The 15473-nt window shown below is 69.8% G+C and carries 17 protein-coding genes and 1 pseudogene; 4 read left to right on the top strand and 14 right to left on the bottom strand.

Annotation, left to right across the window (positions count from 1 at the left end):
* The first annotated feature begins 278 nt into the window (after nt 1-278).
* Together ACFVV1_RS27840 and ACFVV1_RS27845 are read left to right on the top strand one after the other, a co-directional pair.
* Entirely contained in the window at nt 279-1007 is a 729-nt protein-coding gene (locus ACFVV1_RS27840; protein ID WP_389994445.1) for a lysophospholipid acyltransferase family protein, read from the top strand.
* A gap of 64 nt (nt 1008-1071) precedes the next feature.
* Nucleotides 1072-2121, top strand: a complete 1050-nt coding sequence (locus ACFVV1_RS27845; RefSeq protein ID WP_389994448.1) for an NAD-dependent epimerase/dehydratase family protein — start codon at nt 1072-1074, stop codon at nt 2119-2121.
* A gap of 83 nt (nt 2122-2204) precedes the next feature.
* Here ACFVV1_RS27845 and ACFVV1_RS27850 read toward each other — a convergent pair whose 3' ends face one another.
* The 7 genes from ACFVV1_RS27850 to ACFVV1_RS27880 form a co-directional block, all read right to left on the bottom strand.
* Nucleotides 2205-3779, bottom strand: a complete 1575-nt coding sequence (locus tag ACFVV1_RS27850; protein WP_389994451.1) for an alpha/beta hydrolase — start codon at nt 3777-3779, stop codon at nt 2205-2207.
* 156 nt (nt 3780-3935) lie between these two features.
* Nucleotides 3936-4709 carry an urease accessory protein UreD gene (locus ACFVV1_RS27855; RefSeq protein ID WP_389994453.1) on the bottom strand — a complete coding sequence of 258 codons (774 nt, stop codon included), beginning with the start codon at nt 4707-4709 and terminating at the stop codon, nt 3936-3938.
* Nucleotides 4706-5383 (bottom strand): urease accessory protein UreG, encoded by a 678-nt coding sequence (gene ureG, locus ACFVV1_RS27860; protein WP_389994456.1) that lies wholly within the window; start codon nt 5381-5383, stop codon nt 4706-4708. Before ureG ends, ACFVV1_RS27855 begins: the two co-directional genes overlap by 4 nt.
* Nucleotides 5384-5410: 27 nt before the next feature.
* Nucleotides 5411-6073, bottom strand: a complete 663-nt coding sequence (locus tag ACFVV1_RS27865; RefSeq protein WP_389994459.1) for an urease accessory protein UreF — start codon at nt 6071-6073, stop codon at nt 5411-5413.
* Between the two features lie 13 nt (nt 6074-6086).
* Complete coding sequence (locus ACFVV1_RS27870; protein WP_389994462.1) at nt 6087-7808, bottom strand: urease subunit alpha; 1722 nt, start codon at nt 7806-7808, stop codon at nt 6087-6089.
* Nucleotides 7801-8112 (bottom strand): urease subunit beta, encoded by a 312-nt coding sequence (locus tag ACFVV1_RS27875; protein ID WP_389994465.1) that lies wholly within the window; start codon nt 8110-8112, stop codon nt 7801-7803. Before ACFVV1_RS27875 ends, ACFVV1_RS27870 begins: the two co-directional genes overlap by 8 nt.
* 15 nt (nt 8113-8127) lie before the next feature.
* The gene (locus ACFVV1_RS27880) at nt 8128-8430 is read right to left on the bottom strand and encodes an urease subunit gamma (protein WP_389994468.1); all 303 of its coding nucleotides are present in this window, start codon (nt 8428-8430) and stop codon (nt 8128-8130) included.
* Between the two features lie 150 nt (nt 8431-8580).
* On the opposite strand from ACFVV1_RS27880, the gene ACFVV1_RS27885 reads away from it, so the two are divergent.
* The gene (locus ACFVV1_RS27885) at nt 8581-8853 is read left to right on the top strand and encodes a hypothetical protein (protein ID WP_389994470.1); all 273 of its coding nucleotides are present in this window, start codon (nt 8581-8583) and stop codon (nt 8851-8853) included.
* An 89-nt stretch (nt 8854-8942) separates the two neighbouring features.
* Here the strand turns inward: ACFVV1_RS27885 and ACFVV1_RS27890 are convergent, their stop codons facing one another.
* On the bottom strand, nt 8943-9227 hold the full coding sequence (locus ACFVV1_RS27890) for a type II toxin-antitoxin system Phd/YefM family antitoxin (RefSeq protein ID WP_389994473.1): 285 nt from the start codon (nt 9225-9227) through the stop codon (nt 8943-8945).
* Nucleotides 9228-9668: 441 nt separating this feature from the next.
* Between ACFVV1_RS27890 and ACFVV1_RS27895 the strand changes: the two are divergent.
* A pseudogene (locus ACFVV1_RS27895) lies at nt 9669-9950 on the top strand (ISKra4 family transposase); the annotation flags it as partial.
* Here the strand turns inward: ACFVV1_RS27895 and ACFVV1_RS27900 are convergent.
* The 6 genes from ACFVV1_RS27900 to ACFVV1_RS27925 all read right to left on the bottom strand — a co-directional run bounded on the left by ACFVV1_RS27900 (nt 9951) and on the right by ACFVV1_RS27925 (nt 15110).
* Nucleotides 9951-10178, bottom strand: coding sequence for a hypothetical protein (locus ACFVV1_RS27900; protein ID WP_389994476.1), 228 nt, complete (start codon nt 10176-10178; stop codon nt 9951-9953). It lies immediately after the preceding pseudogene.
* 234 nt (nt 10179-10412) lie between these two features.
* A complete protein-coding gene (locus ACFVV1_RS27905; protein ID WP_389994478.1) occupies nt 10413-11003 on the bottom strand; it encodes a hypothetical protein in 591 nt (196 codons plus the stop codon).
* A 380-nt stretch (nt 11004-11383) separates the two neighbouring features.
* On the bottom strand, nt 11384-12790 hold the full coding sequence (locus tag ACFVV1_RS27910; protein WP_389994481.1) for a hypothetical protein: 1407 nt from the start codon (nt 12788-12790) through the stop codon (nt 11384-11386).
* The gene (locus ACFVV1_RS27915) at nt 12750-13118 is read right to left on the bottom strand and encodes a hypothetical protein (RefSeq protein ID WP_389994484.1); all 369 of its coding nucleotides are present in this window, start codon (nt 13116-13118) and stop codon (nt 12750-12752) included. Before ACFVV1_RS27915 ends, ACFVV1_RS27910 begins: the two co-directional genes overlap by 41 nt.
* A gap of 188 nt (nt 13119-13306) precedes the next feature.
* Nucleotides 13307-13867, bottom strand: a complete 561-nt coding sequence (locus tag ACFVV1_RS27920; protein WP_389994487.1) for a hypothetical protein — start codon at nt 13865-13867, stop codon at nt 13307-13309.
* A 169-nt stretch (nt 13868-14036) separates the two neighbouring features.
* On the bottom strand, nt 14037-15110 hold the full coding sequence (locus ACFVV1_RS27925; protein WP_389994490.1) for a YHYH protein: 1074 nt from the start codon (nt 15108-15110) through the stop codon (nt 14037-14039).
* Nucleotides 15111-15473: the final 363 nt, after the last annotated feature.

Here is a 15473-nt window from a genome sequence, read left to right on the forward strand (position 1 = left end):
GACAGCGGCAGGCACTGTACGTGGATTGCCAGTGCACTGAACTCTCCGGACGTCGACAGCACATCGAGACGCCGGCGGACCACCACGCCCACACCGGCCGCGGCACGGAGAACCCGGCCTGACGCCTTGTCACCAAAGGCGGCGCAGGGTCAGCATTGACCCGCCCGAAGACGGATACACAAGACGACGGCTGCACCTAGGCTGTCCTCCCCTGAGATGTGCGCTGACCTCGCAGAATGCAGCCCTGGAACCGATCCGACTGAGCTGGGAGCCGCCCCGTGTTCTACTACGTGCTCAAATACGTCATTATCGGGCCGCTTCTCCGGCTGTTCTTCCGTCCCAGGATCGAGGGTCTGGAACACATCCCGGAGCACGGCGCGGCCATCGTCGCCGGTAACCATCTGTCGTTCTCCGACCACTTCCTGATGCCCGCGATCCTCAAACGGCGCATCACGTTTCTCGCCAAGGCGGAGTACTTCACCGGGCCGGGAGTGAAGGGGCGGCTGACTGCGGCCTTCTTCCACAGCATCGGTCAGATTCCGGTGGACCGGTCCGGCAAGGACGCGGGGCAGGCGGCGATCCGCGAAGGGCTCGGGGTGCTGAGCAGGGGTGAGCTGCTGGGGATCTATCCGGAGGGCACCCGTTCGCACGACGGCCGGCTCTACAAGGGCAAGGTCGGCGTGGCCGTGATGGCGATCAGGGCGCAGGTGCCGGTGGTGCCGTGCGCGATGGTCGGCACGTTCGAGATCCAGCCGCCGGGGCAGGTCGTTCCGCGCATCAAGCGGGTCACCATCCGCTTCGGTGAGCCGCTGGACTTCTCCCGCTATGCCGGTCTGGAGAACCAGAAGGCGGCGATCCGGGCCGTCACCGACGAGATCATGTACGCGATCCTCACGCTCTCCGGCCAGGAGTACGTCGACGAGTACGCGGCCAAGGTGAAGGCCGCGCAGGCTGAGCAGACCAGGCAGACCGGGCGGTCGAAGAAGTTCCCGAAACTGCGACGCTGACGGCGGATCCGCGCAGGGTGAACTCCGCTGGTCCGGGCCGCGGTCCCGGCCTAGCGTGCCTCTCATGACCAAGGGAAACGCATGGGTCCTGGGAGCGACGGGACAGATCGGGCGAGCGGCCGTGCGGGTGCTCGTCGAGGACGGCTGGGAGGTGACGGCCGCTTCCCGCGGCGGCGGCCGGGACGCGCGGTGGGACGACACGGTGCGCACGACAGCTCTCGACCGGGACGAGGACGGGGCGCTCGCGGCCGCGCTGGGCGACGGTTGTGACGTACTGGTCGACATGGTGGCGTACGGCGCGGACCAGGCCCGGCAGCTGACCGGTCTCGCGGACCGGATCGGTTCGGCGGTGGTCATCTCCAGTGGTGCGGTGTACGAGGACGATCGGGGGCGCAGCTTCGATACGCAGGACGAGCCCGATGGATTTCCCCGGTACCCCGTGCCGATCCCGGAGACCCGGCGCACCGTTCCGGCCGGCGATGCCAGCTACGGGACGCGGAAGATCCAGCTCGAGCAGGATCTGCTGGCGGCGGGGGACGCGCTGCCGGTGACGCTGTTGCGCGCGGGGGCGATTCACGGGACGTACTGCCGCTCCCCGCGCGAGCTGTACTTCGTGAAGAGGCTCCTGGACGGCCGGGAGCGACGGGTGCTCTCGTACGGTGGCAGGTCCCGTTTTCACCCCGTTCATTCCTCCAACCTGGCCGAGCTGATCCGGCTCGCCGCCGGGCGGCCGGGTTCGCGGGTGCTCAATGCCGGGGATCCGCAGGCGCCGACGGTCGCGGAGATCGGCGCGGCCGTCGACGCGGTGCTCGGCCGGAGCACCGAGACCGCGCTGATGGCGGGCGCTCCCGGGGAGGACGGCGTCGGAGGGACGCCGTGGAGCTGCCCCCATCCCATCGTGTACGACATGACGGCCGCCGAGCGGGAACTCGGGTACCGGCCGGTGACAGGTTACGCGGAGTCGCTTCCGGAGACGGTCGAGTGGATCGCCGCGCAACTGGCGGCCAAGGACTGGACGGAGGCATATCCCGCCATGCTGCGGTCGTACGGGAAGAAGCTCTTCGACTACGCGGCGGAGGATGCCTGGCTGGAGGCCTACGACCGGAAGGCATGAGGCGGAGCCGGTAACGCGAGAACGGGCGGCCGGTGGTTCCGGGGCCGCCCGTTCCCGCTACTTGTGACCGCTGGGTGTGACCGTTACGGCTTCGGTGTGGCGTGCGGGGCGCACGTCACGTCGCTGCGGTCGGTCCCTCCGGTGAGCAGATAGGTCTCCACCCGCTCGTTGATGCAGGGATTGACCAGGCCGGTGACACCGTGCGAACCGGCGTCCCGCTCGGTGATGAGGCGCGAGCCCTTGAAGCGCTTGTGCAGTTCGACGGCGCCCTGGTACGGGGTGGCGGCATCACGCGTGGACTGCACGATCAGCACGGGCGGCAGGCCCTTGCCGGTCTTCACGTTCACCGGGGTCTGCTGCTTGGCCGACCAGGTCGCACAGGGCAGGTTCATCCAGGCGTTGGCCCAGGTCATGAACGGGTAGTCCTTGTGCAGCCGGGTGTTGTCGCGGTCCCACCTCTGCCAGCTGGTGGGCCACTTGGCGTCCGCGCACTCGACGGCCGTGTACACGGCGTTGCCGTTCTCCGAGGAGATGTTCCCCGCGGTGTCCGACATGTCCGGGGCCGCGGCGTCGACCAGAGCCTGAGTGTCGCCGCCCAGGTAGTCGCTCCAGGTCCGTGCGATGGGCGCCCAGGTGGAGTCGTAGTACGGCGCGCTCTGGAAGAAGCCGATGAGCTCGGCGGGGCCGACGACACCGCCGATCGGATTCTTCTTGGCGGCGGCGCGCAGCTTCAGCCACGCCTGCTCGACCTTCTCGGGCGTGTTGCCGATGTGGAAGGCGGAGTCGTTCTCGGCGACCCACTTCTTCCAGTCGTTCCAGCGTCCCTGGAAGGCGATGTCCTGGTTGAGGTTGGCCTGGTACCAGATGTTGTCCTTCGCCGGGTCGACGACACTGTCGACGACCATGCGGCGGATGTGGTCCGGGAAGAGGGTGCCGTAGACCGCGCCCAGATAGGTGCCGTAGGAGACGCCCAGGTAGTTGAGCTTCTTCTCACCGAGGGCGGCGCGGATGACGTCCAGGTCGCGTGCGGTGTTCGGCGTGGTCATGTGCGGCAGCATCTCGCCGCTGCGTTCGGCGCAGCCGTCCGCGTACTCGGCGGCGAGCTTGCGCTGGGCGCGCTTGTCGGCCTCGGAGTCGGGTACGGGGTCGGCCTTGGGTGCCTTGACGAATTCCTGGGGGTCGATACAGGAGATCGGCGCGGAGTGGCCGACGCCCCGCGGGTCGAAGCCCACGAAGTCGTAGGCCTTGGCCGTGTTCGTCCAGAGCGGGTTCTTGTTGGTGATCCGGGTCGGGAACCGCAGCCCCGAACCGCCGGGTCCGCCCGGGTTGTAGAGCAGGGCCCCCTGTCGCTCGTCCTTCGTGCCGGTGCTGACGTGCCGGTCGACGGCGAGCTTGATCTGCTTGCCGTCGGGCCTGGCGTAGTCGAGCGGCACGGTCACCCAGCCGCACTGGATCGGCTTGGCCAGGGCCCAGTCGGCCGGACAGTCCTTCCAGTCGATGCCGGATTCGGCTGCCCGTGCGGCGGCGATCTGAACGCCGCGTGCCTCGGAGCCGTTGTGGTGGCCTTCGGCGGTGGCCGCCGGTGCGGTCACGGCGCCCGCTATGAGCGTGCCCGCGATCAGAGCGCCGGCTGAGCCGAGCACTGCTGTGCGTCTCAAGTGGAACCTCCCCCATGTCTGAAGCGCCGCCGGTGGCGGCGCGGTTCGATCGGGACCTCCCGCGGATCCTGTCGTTGTGAGGTTCCTGAGAACAGATCACCCACCCACTTCTTTACCGAATCGATAACCGGACAGCCGTGTCCCGCTGAGCGGTATTCAGCCCGCCGGAGTGTCGATTACGTCGCTCAGCGCGTCGTCCAGGACCCTGCGCAGCAGGCGCGCGTCGGGGGCAACCGCTGTCACCAGCACGGCCGGGCCGACGAGCGGCGTGAGGACGGCGGTCGGGCCCAGCAGTCGCGCTTCGGGACGCCCTTCGTCGAACGATGGGTCCACGACGAGGAGTTGGCCGACGGCCCGGTGGCCGCCCAGGACGGCCGCACCGTCCCAGCCCCCGGGTGCTGCCGGTCCGTACGCCATCTGCTGGTCGATCAGCGGACGGCCGGCGCGGCGCACAGTGAGGCGGCTGGTGAGGGTGCCGGTGCTCTCGCCGTGGCGGCCGAGGATCTGCTCCTCGCGCAGCACCAGGCGTGCGGTGGGGGCGAGTTCGGCCCGTGTGGTCATGTGCAGGAGGCTGCCGTGCGCCGAGACGAGCTGCTCCGGCAGCCAGCCGAGCTCGGCCCGCTCCCCCACGCTCAACTCGATGGCGTACGTGGCGGGTTCGGCGGCCGTTCCCGGTCCGGGCAGTGCGACGGTCGCCGCCGCCGAGTCGACGGTGAGCCGGGCGCCTTCCTCGGCCCGCGCCTCGATGGCGAGCCGGTCGCCGCCGAGCGGCGCGCTCATGGCGCCGACGACGGTGACCCGGGTGTACCGGCCGTTCACGGCCCGGGTCCGGCGCAGGGCGAGCGGTCCGTCGCTCTCCAGCACGGGAAGCGAGGTGACGCCCCGGCTGTCGAGGACCGCGGTGACCCGGGCGGTGGCCTGGACGCTCATGCGGTCCAGGCGGCGAGCCGCCCCCGCACCCAGTCGGCGACGGGCCCCACGCCCTCCTCGGAGGTGAGTGAGGTGAAGGCCACGGGGAGCGGCCCGCGCTGCTGTGCGGCGTCCCGGGCCATCCGGCCGAGATCGGAGCCGACGTACGGGGCGAGGTCGGTCTTGTTGATGACGAGCAGGTCGGAGGTGGTGACGCCGGGTCCGCCCTTGCGCGGGATGTCGTCGCCGCCCGCGACATCGATGACGAAGATCTGGGCGTCGACCAGCCCCTTGGAGAAGGTGGCGGTGAGGTTGTCGCCGCCGGATTCGACCAGGATCAGATCGAGCGGTCCGACGGTGTCCTCCAGGTCCTCGACGGCTTCCAGGTTCGCGGAGATGTCGTCCCGGATCGCCGTGTGCGGGCAGGCTCCGGTCTCCACGGCCTGGATGCGCTCGGGCGGCAGGACGGCATGGCGCAGCAGGAAGGCGGCGTCCTCGCGGGTGTAGATGTCATTGGTGACCACGGCGATGGAGAGCTGGTCGCGCAGGGCCCGGCAGAGGGCGGCGACGGTCGCGGTCTTGCCTGAGCCGACCGGTCCGCCGAGTCCGATGCGCAGGGCGCGGCGGGTGCCGTCGGGGCGGGCGGCATCGGCGCTCACGGCGGCGGGGCCGTGCTGGGTGTGGTCGAGGTGCATGGGGTTCGGCTCCTGGTTCTTGCAGTTCTACGAGGCGAACAGGCGGACCGGCCAGGCCGCGTGCGCCTCGGCGGCGATGTCGAGGAGAGGGGCGGAGGCGGCGGGCAGCGCGTCGATGGTTCCGTGCGCCGCGGCGGCGGCCCGCTCGGCGATCCGGTCGAGTTCGGGTGCGAGACGGGCGAGGACGGCGGTGGCCTCGAAGGGGTCGAGGGAGAGCAGGCGGACCACGGCGGTGGCCGGTGCGCTGACGGTCTCGTAGGCGACGCAGTGCGCGGCGTCCTCGGGCCCGAGTCCGGCGGCGCGGGCGGTGAGGCCGAGCACGACGGGCTGGTGGGCGCCGCGCGGCCGGGCCCGTGCGAGCGCGGCGAGTTCGGGGCTGGGCCAGGTGGCGCGGGCCGCCCGGATCAGCTGCCGGCCGAGCTTGCGCGCGACGGCCCGCAGCGCGGGCGACGGGGTGCGGGCATCGGCGGCCTCGTCCAGTGCGAGCGGGTCGTGGCCGTGGGCGGCCGCCGCGGCGAGTGCGGCGGCCGTGAGTCCGGTGGTGTGCAGGCGGCCCCGGCAGAACTCGGCGAGGTCCTCGGCGTTACGGATACGTCCCTCCTTCACGGCTGGTTCGGCGCCGCCGGAGTGGGCGTGGCCACCGGCTGGGAACCGGCCGTCGGCGAGGACGAGCAGCGCTGCGCGGCTCATCGGACGGTCCGCATCAGAAGAGGAAGTAGCGCTGGGCCATGGGAAGTTCGGCGGCCGGTGCCGGTTCGACCGGTTCTCCGTCGATGGTCACGGCGAAGCTGTCGGGGTCGACGTGGACCTGCGGAGTCGCGTCGTTCTCCCGCATGTCGGCCTTGGTGACGCCGCGCGTGCTGGTGATCGGCACGAACCGCTTCCCGAGGCCGAGGCGCTCGGGCAGATCGTCCTCGATGGCCGCGTACGCCACGAAGTTGAAGGAGTTGGCCGCGGGGGAACGGCCCACAGCGCCGAACATCGGGCGGGGCAGTACCGGCTGCGGGGTGGGGATGGAGGCGTTGGCGTCGCCCATCTGCGCGTACGCGATCTGGCCGCCCTTGATGACGGTCTGCGGCTTGACGCCGAAGAACGCCGGTTCCCACAGCACCAGATCGGCGAGCTTGCCCGTCTCCACCGACCCGATCTCCCGGTCGAGGCCCTGGGCGAGCGCCGGGTTGATGGTGTATTTGGCGACATAGCGACGTACCCGGTGGTTGTCGGCCCGCCCGTCGCCGGGGAGTGCTCCGCGGCGCCGCTTCATCACATGGGCGGTCTGCCAGGTGCGCAGGACGACTTCGCCGATGCGGCCCATCGCCTGGGAGTCGGACGAGATGATCGAGATGGCCCCGAGGTCGTGGAGGATGTCCTCGGCCGCGATGGTGGACGGCCGGATCCGCGATTCCGCGAAGGCGAGATCCTCCGGCACGGCCGGGTTGAGGTGGTGACAGACCATCAGCATGTCGAGGTGTTCCTCGATGGTGTTGACGGTGTGCGGCCGGGTCGGGTTGGTCGAGCTGGGCAGGACGTACGGCTGCGAGACGACGCCGATGATGTCCGGGGCGTGCCCGCCGCCCGCGCCCTCGGTGTGATACGCGTGGATGGAGCGCCCGGCGATGGCGGCCAGGGTGTCGGCGACGAAACCCGCCTCGTTGAGGGTGTCGGTGTGGATGGCGAGCTGGGCGCCCGTCTCCTCGCAGACGCTCAGGCAGGCGTCGATGACGGCGGGGGTGGCGCCCCAGTCCTCATGGATCTTGAATCCGAGTGCGCCGGCGCGCAGTTGGGAGTGCATGGCCTCGCGCGACATGGTGTTGCCCTTGCCGAGCAGACCGATGTTGACGGGGTACGCCTCCAGCGCCTCGAACATCCGGGCAAGGTGCCACGGGCCCGGGGTGATGGTGGTGGCCTTGGTGCCCTCGGCCGGTCCGGTGCCACCGCCGACCAGGGTGGTGATCCCGGCGGAGAGCGCCTGGTCGACCAGGGTCGGCGAGATGAAGTGGACATGGGCGTCGATGGCTCCGGCGGTGAGGAACTTGCCGTTGCCCGCGATGATTTCGGTCTCGGGGCCGATGACCAGGTCGGGGTGGACGCCGTCCATGGTGTCCGGGTTGCCGGCCTTGCCGATTCCGGTGATCCGGCCGTCGCGGATGCCGATGTCCGCCTTGACGATGCCCCAGTGGTCGATGATCACGGCGCCGGTGACGACCGTGTCCGGGGCGCCCTCGGCGCGGGTGGTGCGGGCCTGGCCCATCGACTCGCGGATCACCTTGCCGCCGCCGAACACCGCCTCGTCGCCCGCGAGTCCGGGGCCGCCCGAGCGGTCCTCCTCGATCTCGACGAGCAGATCGGTGTCGGCGAGCCGGATGCGGTCGCCGGTCGTGGGGCCGAACAGGTCGGCGTGGACCGCGCGGTCGAGTTCAGCCATCGAGGGCACCTCCGGTTTCGCCGCGCAGGCCGGGGACGATACGCCGTCCGGCGAGGGGGACGAGTTCGATGTCGACGGGTACGCCGGGTTCGAAGCGCACGGCGGTCCCGGCGGCGATGTTCAGCCGGAGTCCCCGGGCGGCCGGACGGTCGAATTCCAGGCCCGGGTTGGCCTCGGCGAAGTGGTAGTGCGAACCGACCTGGACGGGCCGGTCGGCGGCGTTGAGCACCGTGAGGCGGGTGACGGGACGGCCCTCGTTGAACGGCACGGGCCCGTCCCCGTAAAGGATCTCTCCGGGAATCATCGGTGGCACCGCCCGTCAGACGATCGGCTCGTGGACGGTGACGAGTTTCGTGCCGTCCGGAAAGGTGGCCTCGACCTGGACGTCGTGGATCATCTCGGGCACGCCGTCCATGACGTCCTGGCGGGAGAGCACCTTCCGGCCCGACGCCATCAGTTCGGAGACCGTACGGCCGTCGCGGGCGCCCTCCAGCAGATGGACGGTGATCAGCGCGACCGCCTCGGGGTGGTTGAGCCGCAGTCCGCGCGCCCGACGCTTCTGCGCCACCTCGGCAGCAACATGGATGAGCAGGCGTTCCTGCTCGTGCGGGGTCAGTCGCATGCTTCCACCTCACAGTCCTGTGCCCAGTACCGGCCCTGGGCGCAGCGAGACACTAGCCGCGTTCAACAGACTGTTGAACGTCGAACCGGTCTCTCGCGGCAAGGTATTGCACGTTAGAGCCGAAGTTTTTCCGGCGCGTTAACTGATCTTTTGCAGATCCATGGACATCAGGCCGCGCAGGCCGTTCTCCAGCACTTCGTGTTCGGCGTCACCGCGGAGAGCGCCATCTGCGCGAAGAAGACCTGCGCGGGCGGCTCACTGCCGCGGTCGGTCACCTTCTTCGAGGGCAACGGGGCGGGCGCCGCGCTGCTCACGCTGTGGGCGGCGCCGGGACTGCCGGCGGTGCTCATCGGCGGCCGACGCCGGGCCCGGCCTCCGGCCGCACCCGCACCCGGCGCCCCGGAGCCGCCCCTGGCGGCCTGACGCCCGTCCAGACATGCCGCGGTACCCCCGAAGCCCGCGACGGCCGGGGGCGTGCGGCGCTTCCGCGATATGGACCGTCGGCGCGGTGCTCAGGCGCCCGGCTCGGGATGCCCCCGGTGTTCCGCCGCGATACCGAAGCGCCGCCGTTCGCCGGGAGCGGACACGGAGGAGCCGATCGAGGAGACCGAGCTGATCACCTGCTCCTCGGCCGCCGCCTCACCGTTTTCGAGTCGCTCCAGGTCAGCGGCCGAAACGAGCGCCACGAGCGGCTTGCCGTGCCGTGTCACGACCACTCGCTCGCCGCCGTAGACGACGCGGTTGATCAGTTCGGCGAGCTCAGCTCGGGCTTGCGTCACCGGAATCTCGTAGGCCATGCTCCCTAGCCTATGTAATGTCCACCTGGTCCGCCGTGGTCCGTGGCGACAGCGATTATCCAGGTCAGAGGCTCTCGTGTGCTCCCGTGCGCTCTCGTTTGTGAGAGATGTGTGAGACGAGGTGAGACGAAGAGTTTTCTGGTTGCCCTGAATCCTGGCGGGTCTCAGCGGGGATCGACGCCTCACATGACGCGATCGGGCTGGTGCAGCCAGACGTCCTGGCCGTGAGGTCTCCCGGCCGGCCAGAAGGCGTCGGCGGGCGGCTCACCGAGACCGACATACCGCGCGCACAGCCTCGGTCTGGTCCCACAAGCAGCGCGGCCCGCGCCCGCCGCCGTCGCCGCGTGTGCCCTGTTCTCCCGAAGCTGCCGCGAAGCGGAAAGTAACTCTCTGCAATCGGAGTGACGCTCAGCCACGGAGAGTGATTCGGGGTCAAGGCCCTACCTCACCAACAAGGCCGAATACCTCCGCTACGACACCGCCCTCGCGGCCGGCTGGCCGATCGCGACGGGCATCATCGAGGGAGCATGCCGCCACCTGGTGAAAGACCGTCTCGACATCACCGGGGCCCGCTGGGGCCTGGCCGGAGCCGAAGCCGTACTGAAACTTCGCGCCCTGCGCGCCAACGGCGACTTCGACACCTACTGGGCCTGGCACGAACAACAGGAGTTCACCCACAACCACCAGGCCCGATACCGCAACACCCTCAGACTCGCAGCCTGATCAACCAACCAGCGCCCTCATTGGATACGCACCCATCCCAGTTCGCTCGCCCTGCTGCTTCTCGCGTGCCAGGAGCCGCGACAGGGTGTCCTGGTCCACCATCGGACCGCCCTGCTGGGACGGGTCGTTGGAGGGGTCGCCCTCGGACGCGCCGAGGACGGGGTGAATGGGCTGGCCGTCCTTGCGGTAGCCGAGCACGGTGCGCGGGTGGGGCAGTGGGCGAGACACGATGTCCTCCAAGCCGAGACGCCCCCGCGCCAATCACAAGGGTATCCGTGATGTCTCATACCGCCGCCACCCGACAACTGACATTGCCTCGCTATCGCCGTCGATCCCGGTCGGCCGTGGTTCAAGGACTGCAACACCGGTGCGGTGAACCTCATCTGCGAGATGAAGAAGCCGTAGCCACTGCACGTCTGCCCGGAGGTCCGTCAGCCAGGCGGGCCCCCGGGCGGGGCGTGGTCAGTGGACAGGACGCCAGTGCTCCAGCGCATCGTCCAGGAGCGGGCTGCCGGGGTCATCCCAGACCAGGGAGCCCCACACCAGGCCGGGCACATCTGGCCCCATGGCATCCGCCGGCCCTTCGGTGAGCGTGCGGTGCACAGTTTCGAGATAGGCGGCGATCGACGGATAGTCGGGCTTGTCGCAGGCCAGGTTGTCCGGCAGCGACCAGTAGCCGACACCGCCCGCGCCCACGTAGTGCCCGGACTCGGGGCCTGTTTCGTCGCCGGTCAGCCACGGAACCACCGCGGCGCCCCACCCGTCGCTGCGGCCGATCTCGGGCAACCGCGGGCTGAGCGCATCCGCCGGGCCGAGCAGGATCCCGCCAGGCAAGAACGCCCCCGAGCCGACCTCGCCCTCTTCCTCATTGGCCTCGATGTACTGGTGCTCCACACCGCCACACAGCCGCCACAGCGCGGCCAGCTCCGACGGCAGGGCGAACCCGAGGTGCTGCCTCAGCGCCGCGTCCGCGTTCGCTATCTCAGTCTCCGGCGCGGGGGGCAGCAGCGAGGCGTACGAGATGGGGGCGTGCTCGGCAAGCCAGTCGGTCACAGCTCGCCAAGCCACTGCGACGCGCTCGGCTTCAGCTTCATCGTGTGATTGAAAAGCCATTCGGCCACGCTACAAGGTGGCCTTCCCCGGCGGGTGGCACATTCAAGGCCACCCTCATCTCATCCGGCACCGCGCGGATGTACGCGGGCATGACAGGGGATGGTTCCCTTGTCGGCAGAACACGGGACCAGGGATTGAACGGCCTGCGCCGTGTGGGCGGTGTAAGCCCTCGCGCACATCACTCATCGCCCTTCCCGCCTGGGCCTCGTTCGCCTCCCCGCCCCTGGCGGTCCGCCCCCTCATCGTTGGGGGCTATGAGCGGTGCAGGACCCATCTCAGGGTCAGCTTCCGGAAGGCCGAGGTACTCGCGGACCGCCGCGTTATCTCCAGTCGCATCGGCGAGGAGACCCGCGGCCGCGAACGCACGGGACTGGATACGGTCGATCTCCTCCGGTGCGTCCTCGACGGGGTATCCGGCGTCCATGAGCATCCGCACCCCGGTCTCCAGGGACATGATTCCGGCCCCGTACGCCTTGACTACTTCGTCGAGGATCGCGGCCCGGTCGGTGGGTGTGTGGGGGCCGAACATGATCCGCGCCCTGGGGGTTTCCCCGGCGGGCCACCCCTGGCCGGCCTGGTGGAGGCGTGCGGCCATGTGCAGGAGCAGCGCGTACGTATGGGCGCGGGCGAGGCGCATGGAGGCGACGAGGGAGTCGAGGGGGCCGAGGGCGAGCTGCAGGGCATACCCGGATGGCAGGGCGGTCGGGTCGAGGGTGCCCAACCCCGGAGGTGATGCGGGAGTTCACGGCCACCCGGTCGATCAGGTGGTCCGTACGGGAGCGGGGCTCGGCGAGCTGCGGGGCGGTGTTCAGGACGTCCATGCGCCCGCCGTCGGCGAGTTGGAAGACGCTGCCGGGGGCGAGGGCGAGCGGCTTCGGCTGGCCGGTCGTACGGTCCACGCCGATGCGGGCCCCGGAGACGGACACGACGGGGGCGCCGGTGGTCGCTGCGGCGGCCGCGGCGTCGGTGTCGGTCGCGGACAGCTCGTCGAGGGCCTGGAGGACGGGGGCGAGGGCGGAGCGCCCCCAGTGCTCGCCGGGCTCGGGGATGCTGTTGGTGATGTGGACGACGGGGATGAAGTCGAGCATCAGGTCGAGGTGTTCGAGCACTTCGCCGTCGGAGCGGACCCGGAACGCGGCCTTGTCCTCGGGAAGGGTGTAGATGGTGTGGCCGCCCTTGAGATCGTCGAGGAGCCATTCCGCGTCGGTGAGGTAGCAGGTGATCCCAGACGGTTTTCCGGGCGCCCACGGGTAGGTGCGGCTGATCGTTCCGGGGTCGGCGTTGACCTTGTCTCCGACGATCAAGACGGGATCCCCGTCGGTGCCGTAGATCCATTCGTGGCGGGGGATGCCGTCCTGCGTCGCGCCCGGCTTCGTGGCTGCGCCGATCGGGCCCAGCTCGTAGGTGATCCTCCGTACGCGAGCTTTCAGGCCCTTCTCCTGGTCCTCGGGCAGCTCCCATGCGAAGTGCACGCGCCGCGGGTACTCGGCGGCGTCCATCTCCCCGTCCTCGGGCCACTCCGGGAAGTAGAACCCCGGGTCGTAACTCATCAGCAGGGCACGTCCCTTGGATGGCTCCCAGGCCAGGGTGTAGACGGCGTCACCGCACCGTACGGCGGAGCGTTCCGTCTGCTGCATGCGCAGCTCCAGGATCTCCTTCTCCGCCCACAGCCTCAGCCGCTCCTGCTCATCGGCCGCCTCCGCTGCGCCGGCCGGCGGGCTTGTCATCGTCGGCGTGCTCCTCGCCCGGGACGATGATGGTCTGCTCCGCACCGAGGAGGTAGCCGAGCACCGTGTCGATGAGCTTCGAGGCGTCGCCCAACTCCCGCCGCTCCAGGGCGGTGTCGTCTCCAGCGGAGGCGGCGGCGAGCTGCCCGGCCTGCCCCTGGTCGTATCCGGCGAGGAGCTTGTACGCGGACAGGCGCCGCAGATCCTCATCCGGCACCCACGTAGCGGCCAGCTCGGCGAGCGGTCCACCCGGCCTGCGCGGGGTCGCCATGACCGGCTTGTAGTTGAGCCACGACCAGACGTCGATCACAACATCGCGGATGCGCACCGCAGGCCTCCAGCGGCACCCCCGCGCCCGCACCTTCAGGCTACGGCCTCAGCCCACCTCGACGATGATCCCGCCCGGCTTCAGCTGTGCCAGCTTCACGTCGTGCCTGCAGGCGTAGACGAACGAGACGCGGTTCTCGTCACCGAGCTCCTTCGACAGATCCTGGAAGTCCCACTGCTGCCCGCAAATCAGCCTCTGTCGGCAAGGCCTGCGCCGGGGTGACGCCTCCACGCCTGACGCGCCCTGTGGGCAGAGCCCGGCGCTTTGCCCACGGGTTCTCGGGTGCTGGCTGGCCAGAACTGCACCAGGTACCGCTCCACCCCGACGGGCACGTCCACCGCCGCAAGCCGGGCTGCCTCGGCCCGGCCCGAACAGTAGGCGCGGACCTTCCACAGCGTGCCGGGTCGCCCGAGCTCCACCCGGCCTTCGCCGACCCCGGACATCGTCTCAACCGACAGGTTCCCGGTAATCGAAAAAATCTCTGCTTCGCCCTGGGCTTCCCAAGGTTCGTCACCGGTCACAGACGGCTCGCTGCTCCACGCCTCGGCTGTCAGAGCTGCCTCGTGGGTGTGCCCGGCGCTCTCGAAGTCGAGACGCATGGCGTAGGCGATCAGGAAATCCGCCCCTGGATCCTCTGCCCGCTCCTCGGGGAAGGGAGCGGGGACCTCCATGTCGTCCTCTTCCTGAAGGGCGAACGCATGGAACTCCACGGACACCCGAACTTCCTCGCGCGCCACCAACTCGGCCACAGAGAACTCCCGTATCTCCCGCTACCGTCGCAGGGACTCTATCCGGTGGCGACGGCCACGCTGCTGGCTCTGCCTCACGCAGGATCGCGACTGCCTGCATGCGGGCAAGCTGCGGAGCACGACCGCCCTGGCTTCGTTCAGTGCCCTCGACGACGAAAGCTTCCGTGGGTCAGTGACGTCTCCGTCTGCCGGGGCTTTCCACGCCGGATCCGGCCGCGGTCGGAGTCGGTTTCCACTGGTGGCACCAGCCGTGCCCGGACCCGGGGACCGTCACCGGCTTCCCCCGGAAGCATCCGATGGAGTACGGATACTCTCCGTTGAGGTGGTAGTGGTACATGACGACCTTCTTGCCGTCCCACGTGATCGCGTGTGTGTGACCGTGGCAGACGTCCAGATCCCTGTTCCTGACGATCTTTCCGTCCTCGCCGCGCGGCCCGTAGATCCCGAAGCCGTCGATGGCGTATCCCACGAGCGGTGAGTGCCGGGTACGGGCGTTCGCGGGCCCCCTTGAAGCCTTGCCGAAGCAGGTCTGCGAGGGGCCGTGGTAGTGGTACTGCGTCTCGTACGGATGGCCCCAGCAGCGGTCGAGAGGCAGGGCCGCATTGGGGTCGACCGGGCGGTCCTCGGCATCGGTGGCCACCTCCAGGTGGAAGGTGCCGCCGGCCAGAGCCATCCCGGTCGTCAGCTGGTCGATGCACGTGGGCTTCGCCGCGACGGACGGATTGCGCGGAACGGTGACGTCGAGGTTCCACGGCTTGATGGGGATCGCGGCGGCGTTGGGGTACCCGTGCGCGGGAATCTCCGCGTAGTACTTGTAGGCGGGGGTGCCCTTCTGGACGGGGAAGTGCCCGGTGGGATGGTCCGGGAGTCCGTTGCCCTTGAAGTGCCTCTTGGTAGCGGTCGTCGTCACCCGCAGTTTGCTGTGCCAGTGCATGGTCCCCGACACGAAAGGGCGCTTGAGTACGTCGATCACGCCGTGCGCGTCGATCCACGGGCGGTCGGGTCGGGTGAGGGTCCCCCCTTGGCAGGCGTAGAGGGTGTTGCGGGCGGGGGATGCGATCGACGTGCCGGTGGGGGGTGTGTGCAGGCGTGTGATCAGGCTGCTGTCTCCCCCACTGCGCGCGTCCGTGGCAGCCCGCGCGGGATGAGGCACAGCGGCGGAGCCGGCCGGGAGCATCGCCGGACCCTGTAGCGCGTAGACCGCACTGGCCGCCACCGCAACAAGTTTGAGCACGCCGTGCATGGATGCTCTCCATCTCGACATGGGCCGGAAGACGTCACACCAGCGGCCCCGTCCCCGCCGCCTGCACCACCTCACCACGCCCGCATGCCGTTGTCCCGCTGACACGAACGGGCAACCGGGTGGGCACCCAGCCCGCCACGCGGCGCGCGAGACCCTGGCGCACCACATGGCCGACAGCGGTCCGCGCGTCCGCCTTGTTGACCGGCGTCAGGCCCTGCTCGACAACCGGGGCCTGCAGTCGTCGTGACTCAAGACGGCGAGGAATCGGATGGTGCGTCGTCCGTGCGGCCAGTTCCGAGAGTGCGTCGTGGGCTCTGCGGGGCCGGGATGGGGGCCCCAAGCACTCCACGGGCTCGCAACTCG

It is taken from the genome of Streptomyces sp. NPDC058092 (genome assembly GCF_042884935.1).
Classification (GTDB): Bacteria; Actinomycetota; Actinomycetes; order Streptomycetales; family Streptomycetaceae; genus Streptomyces.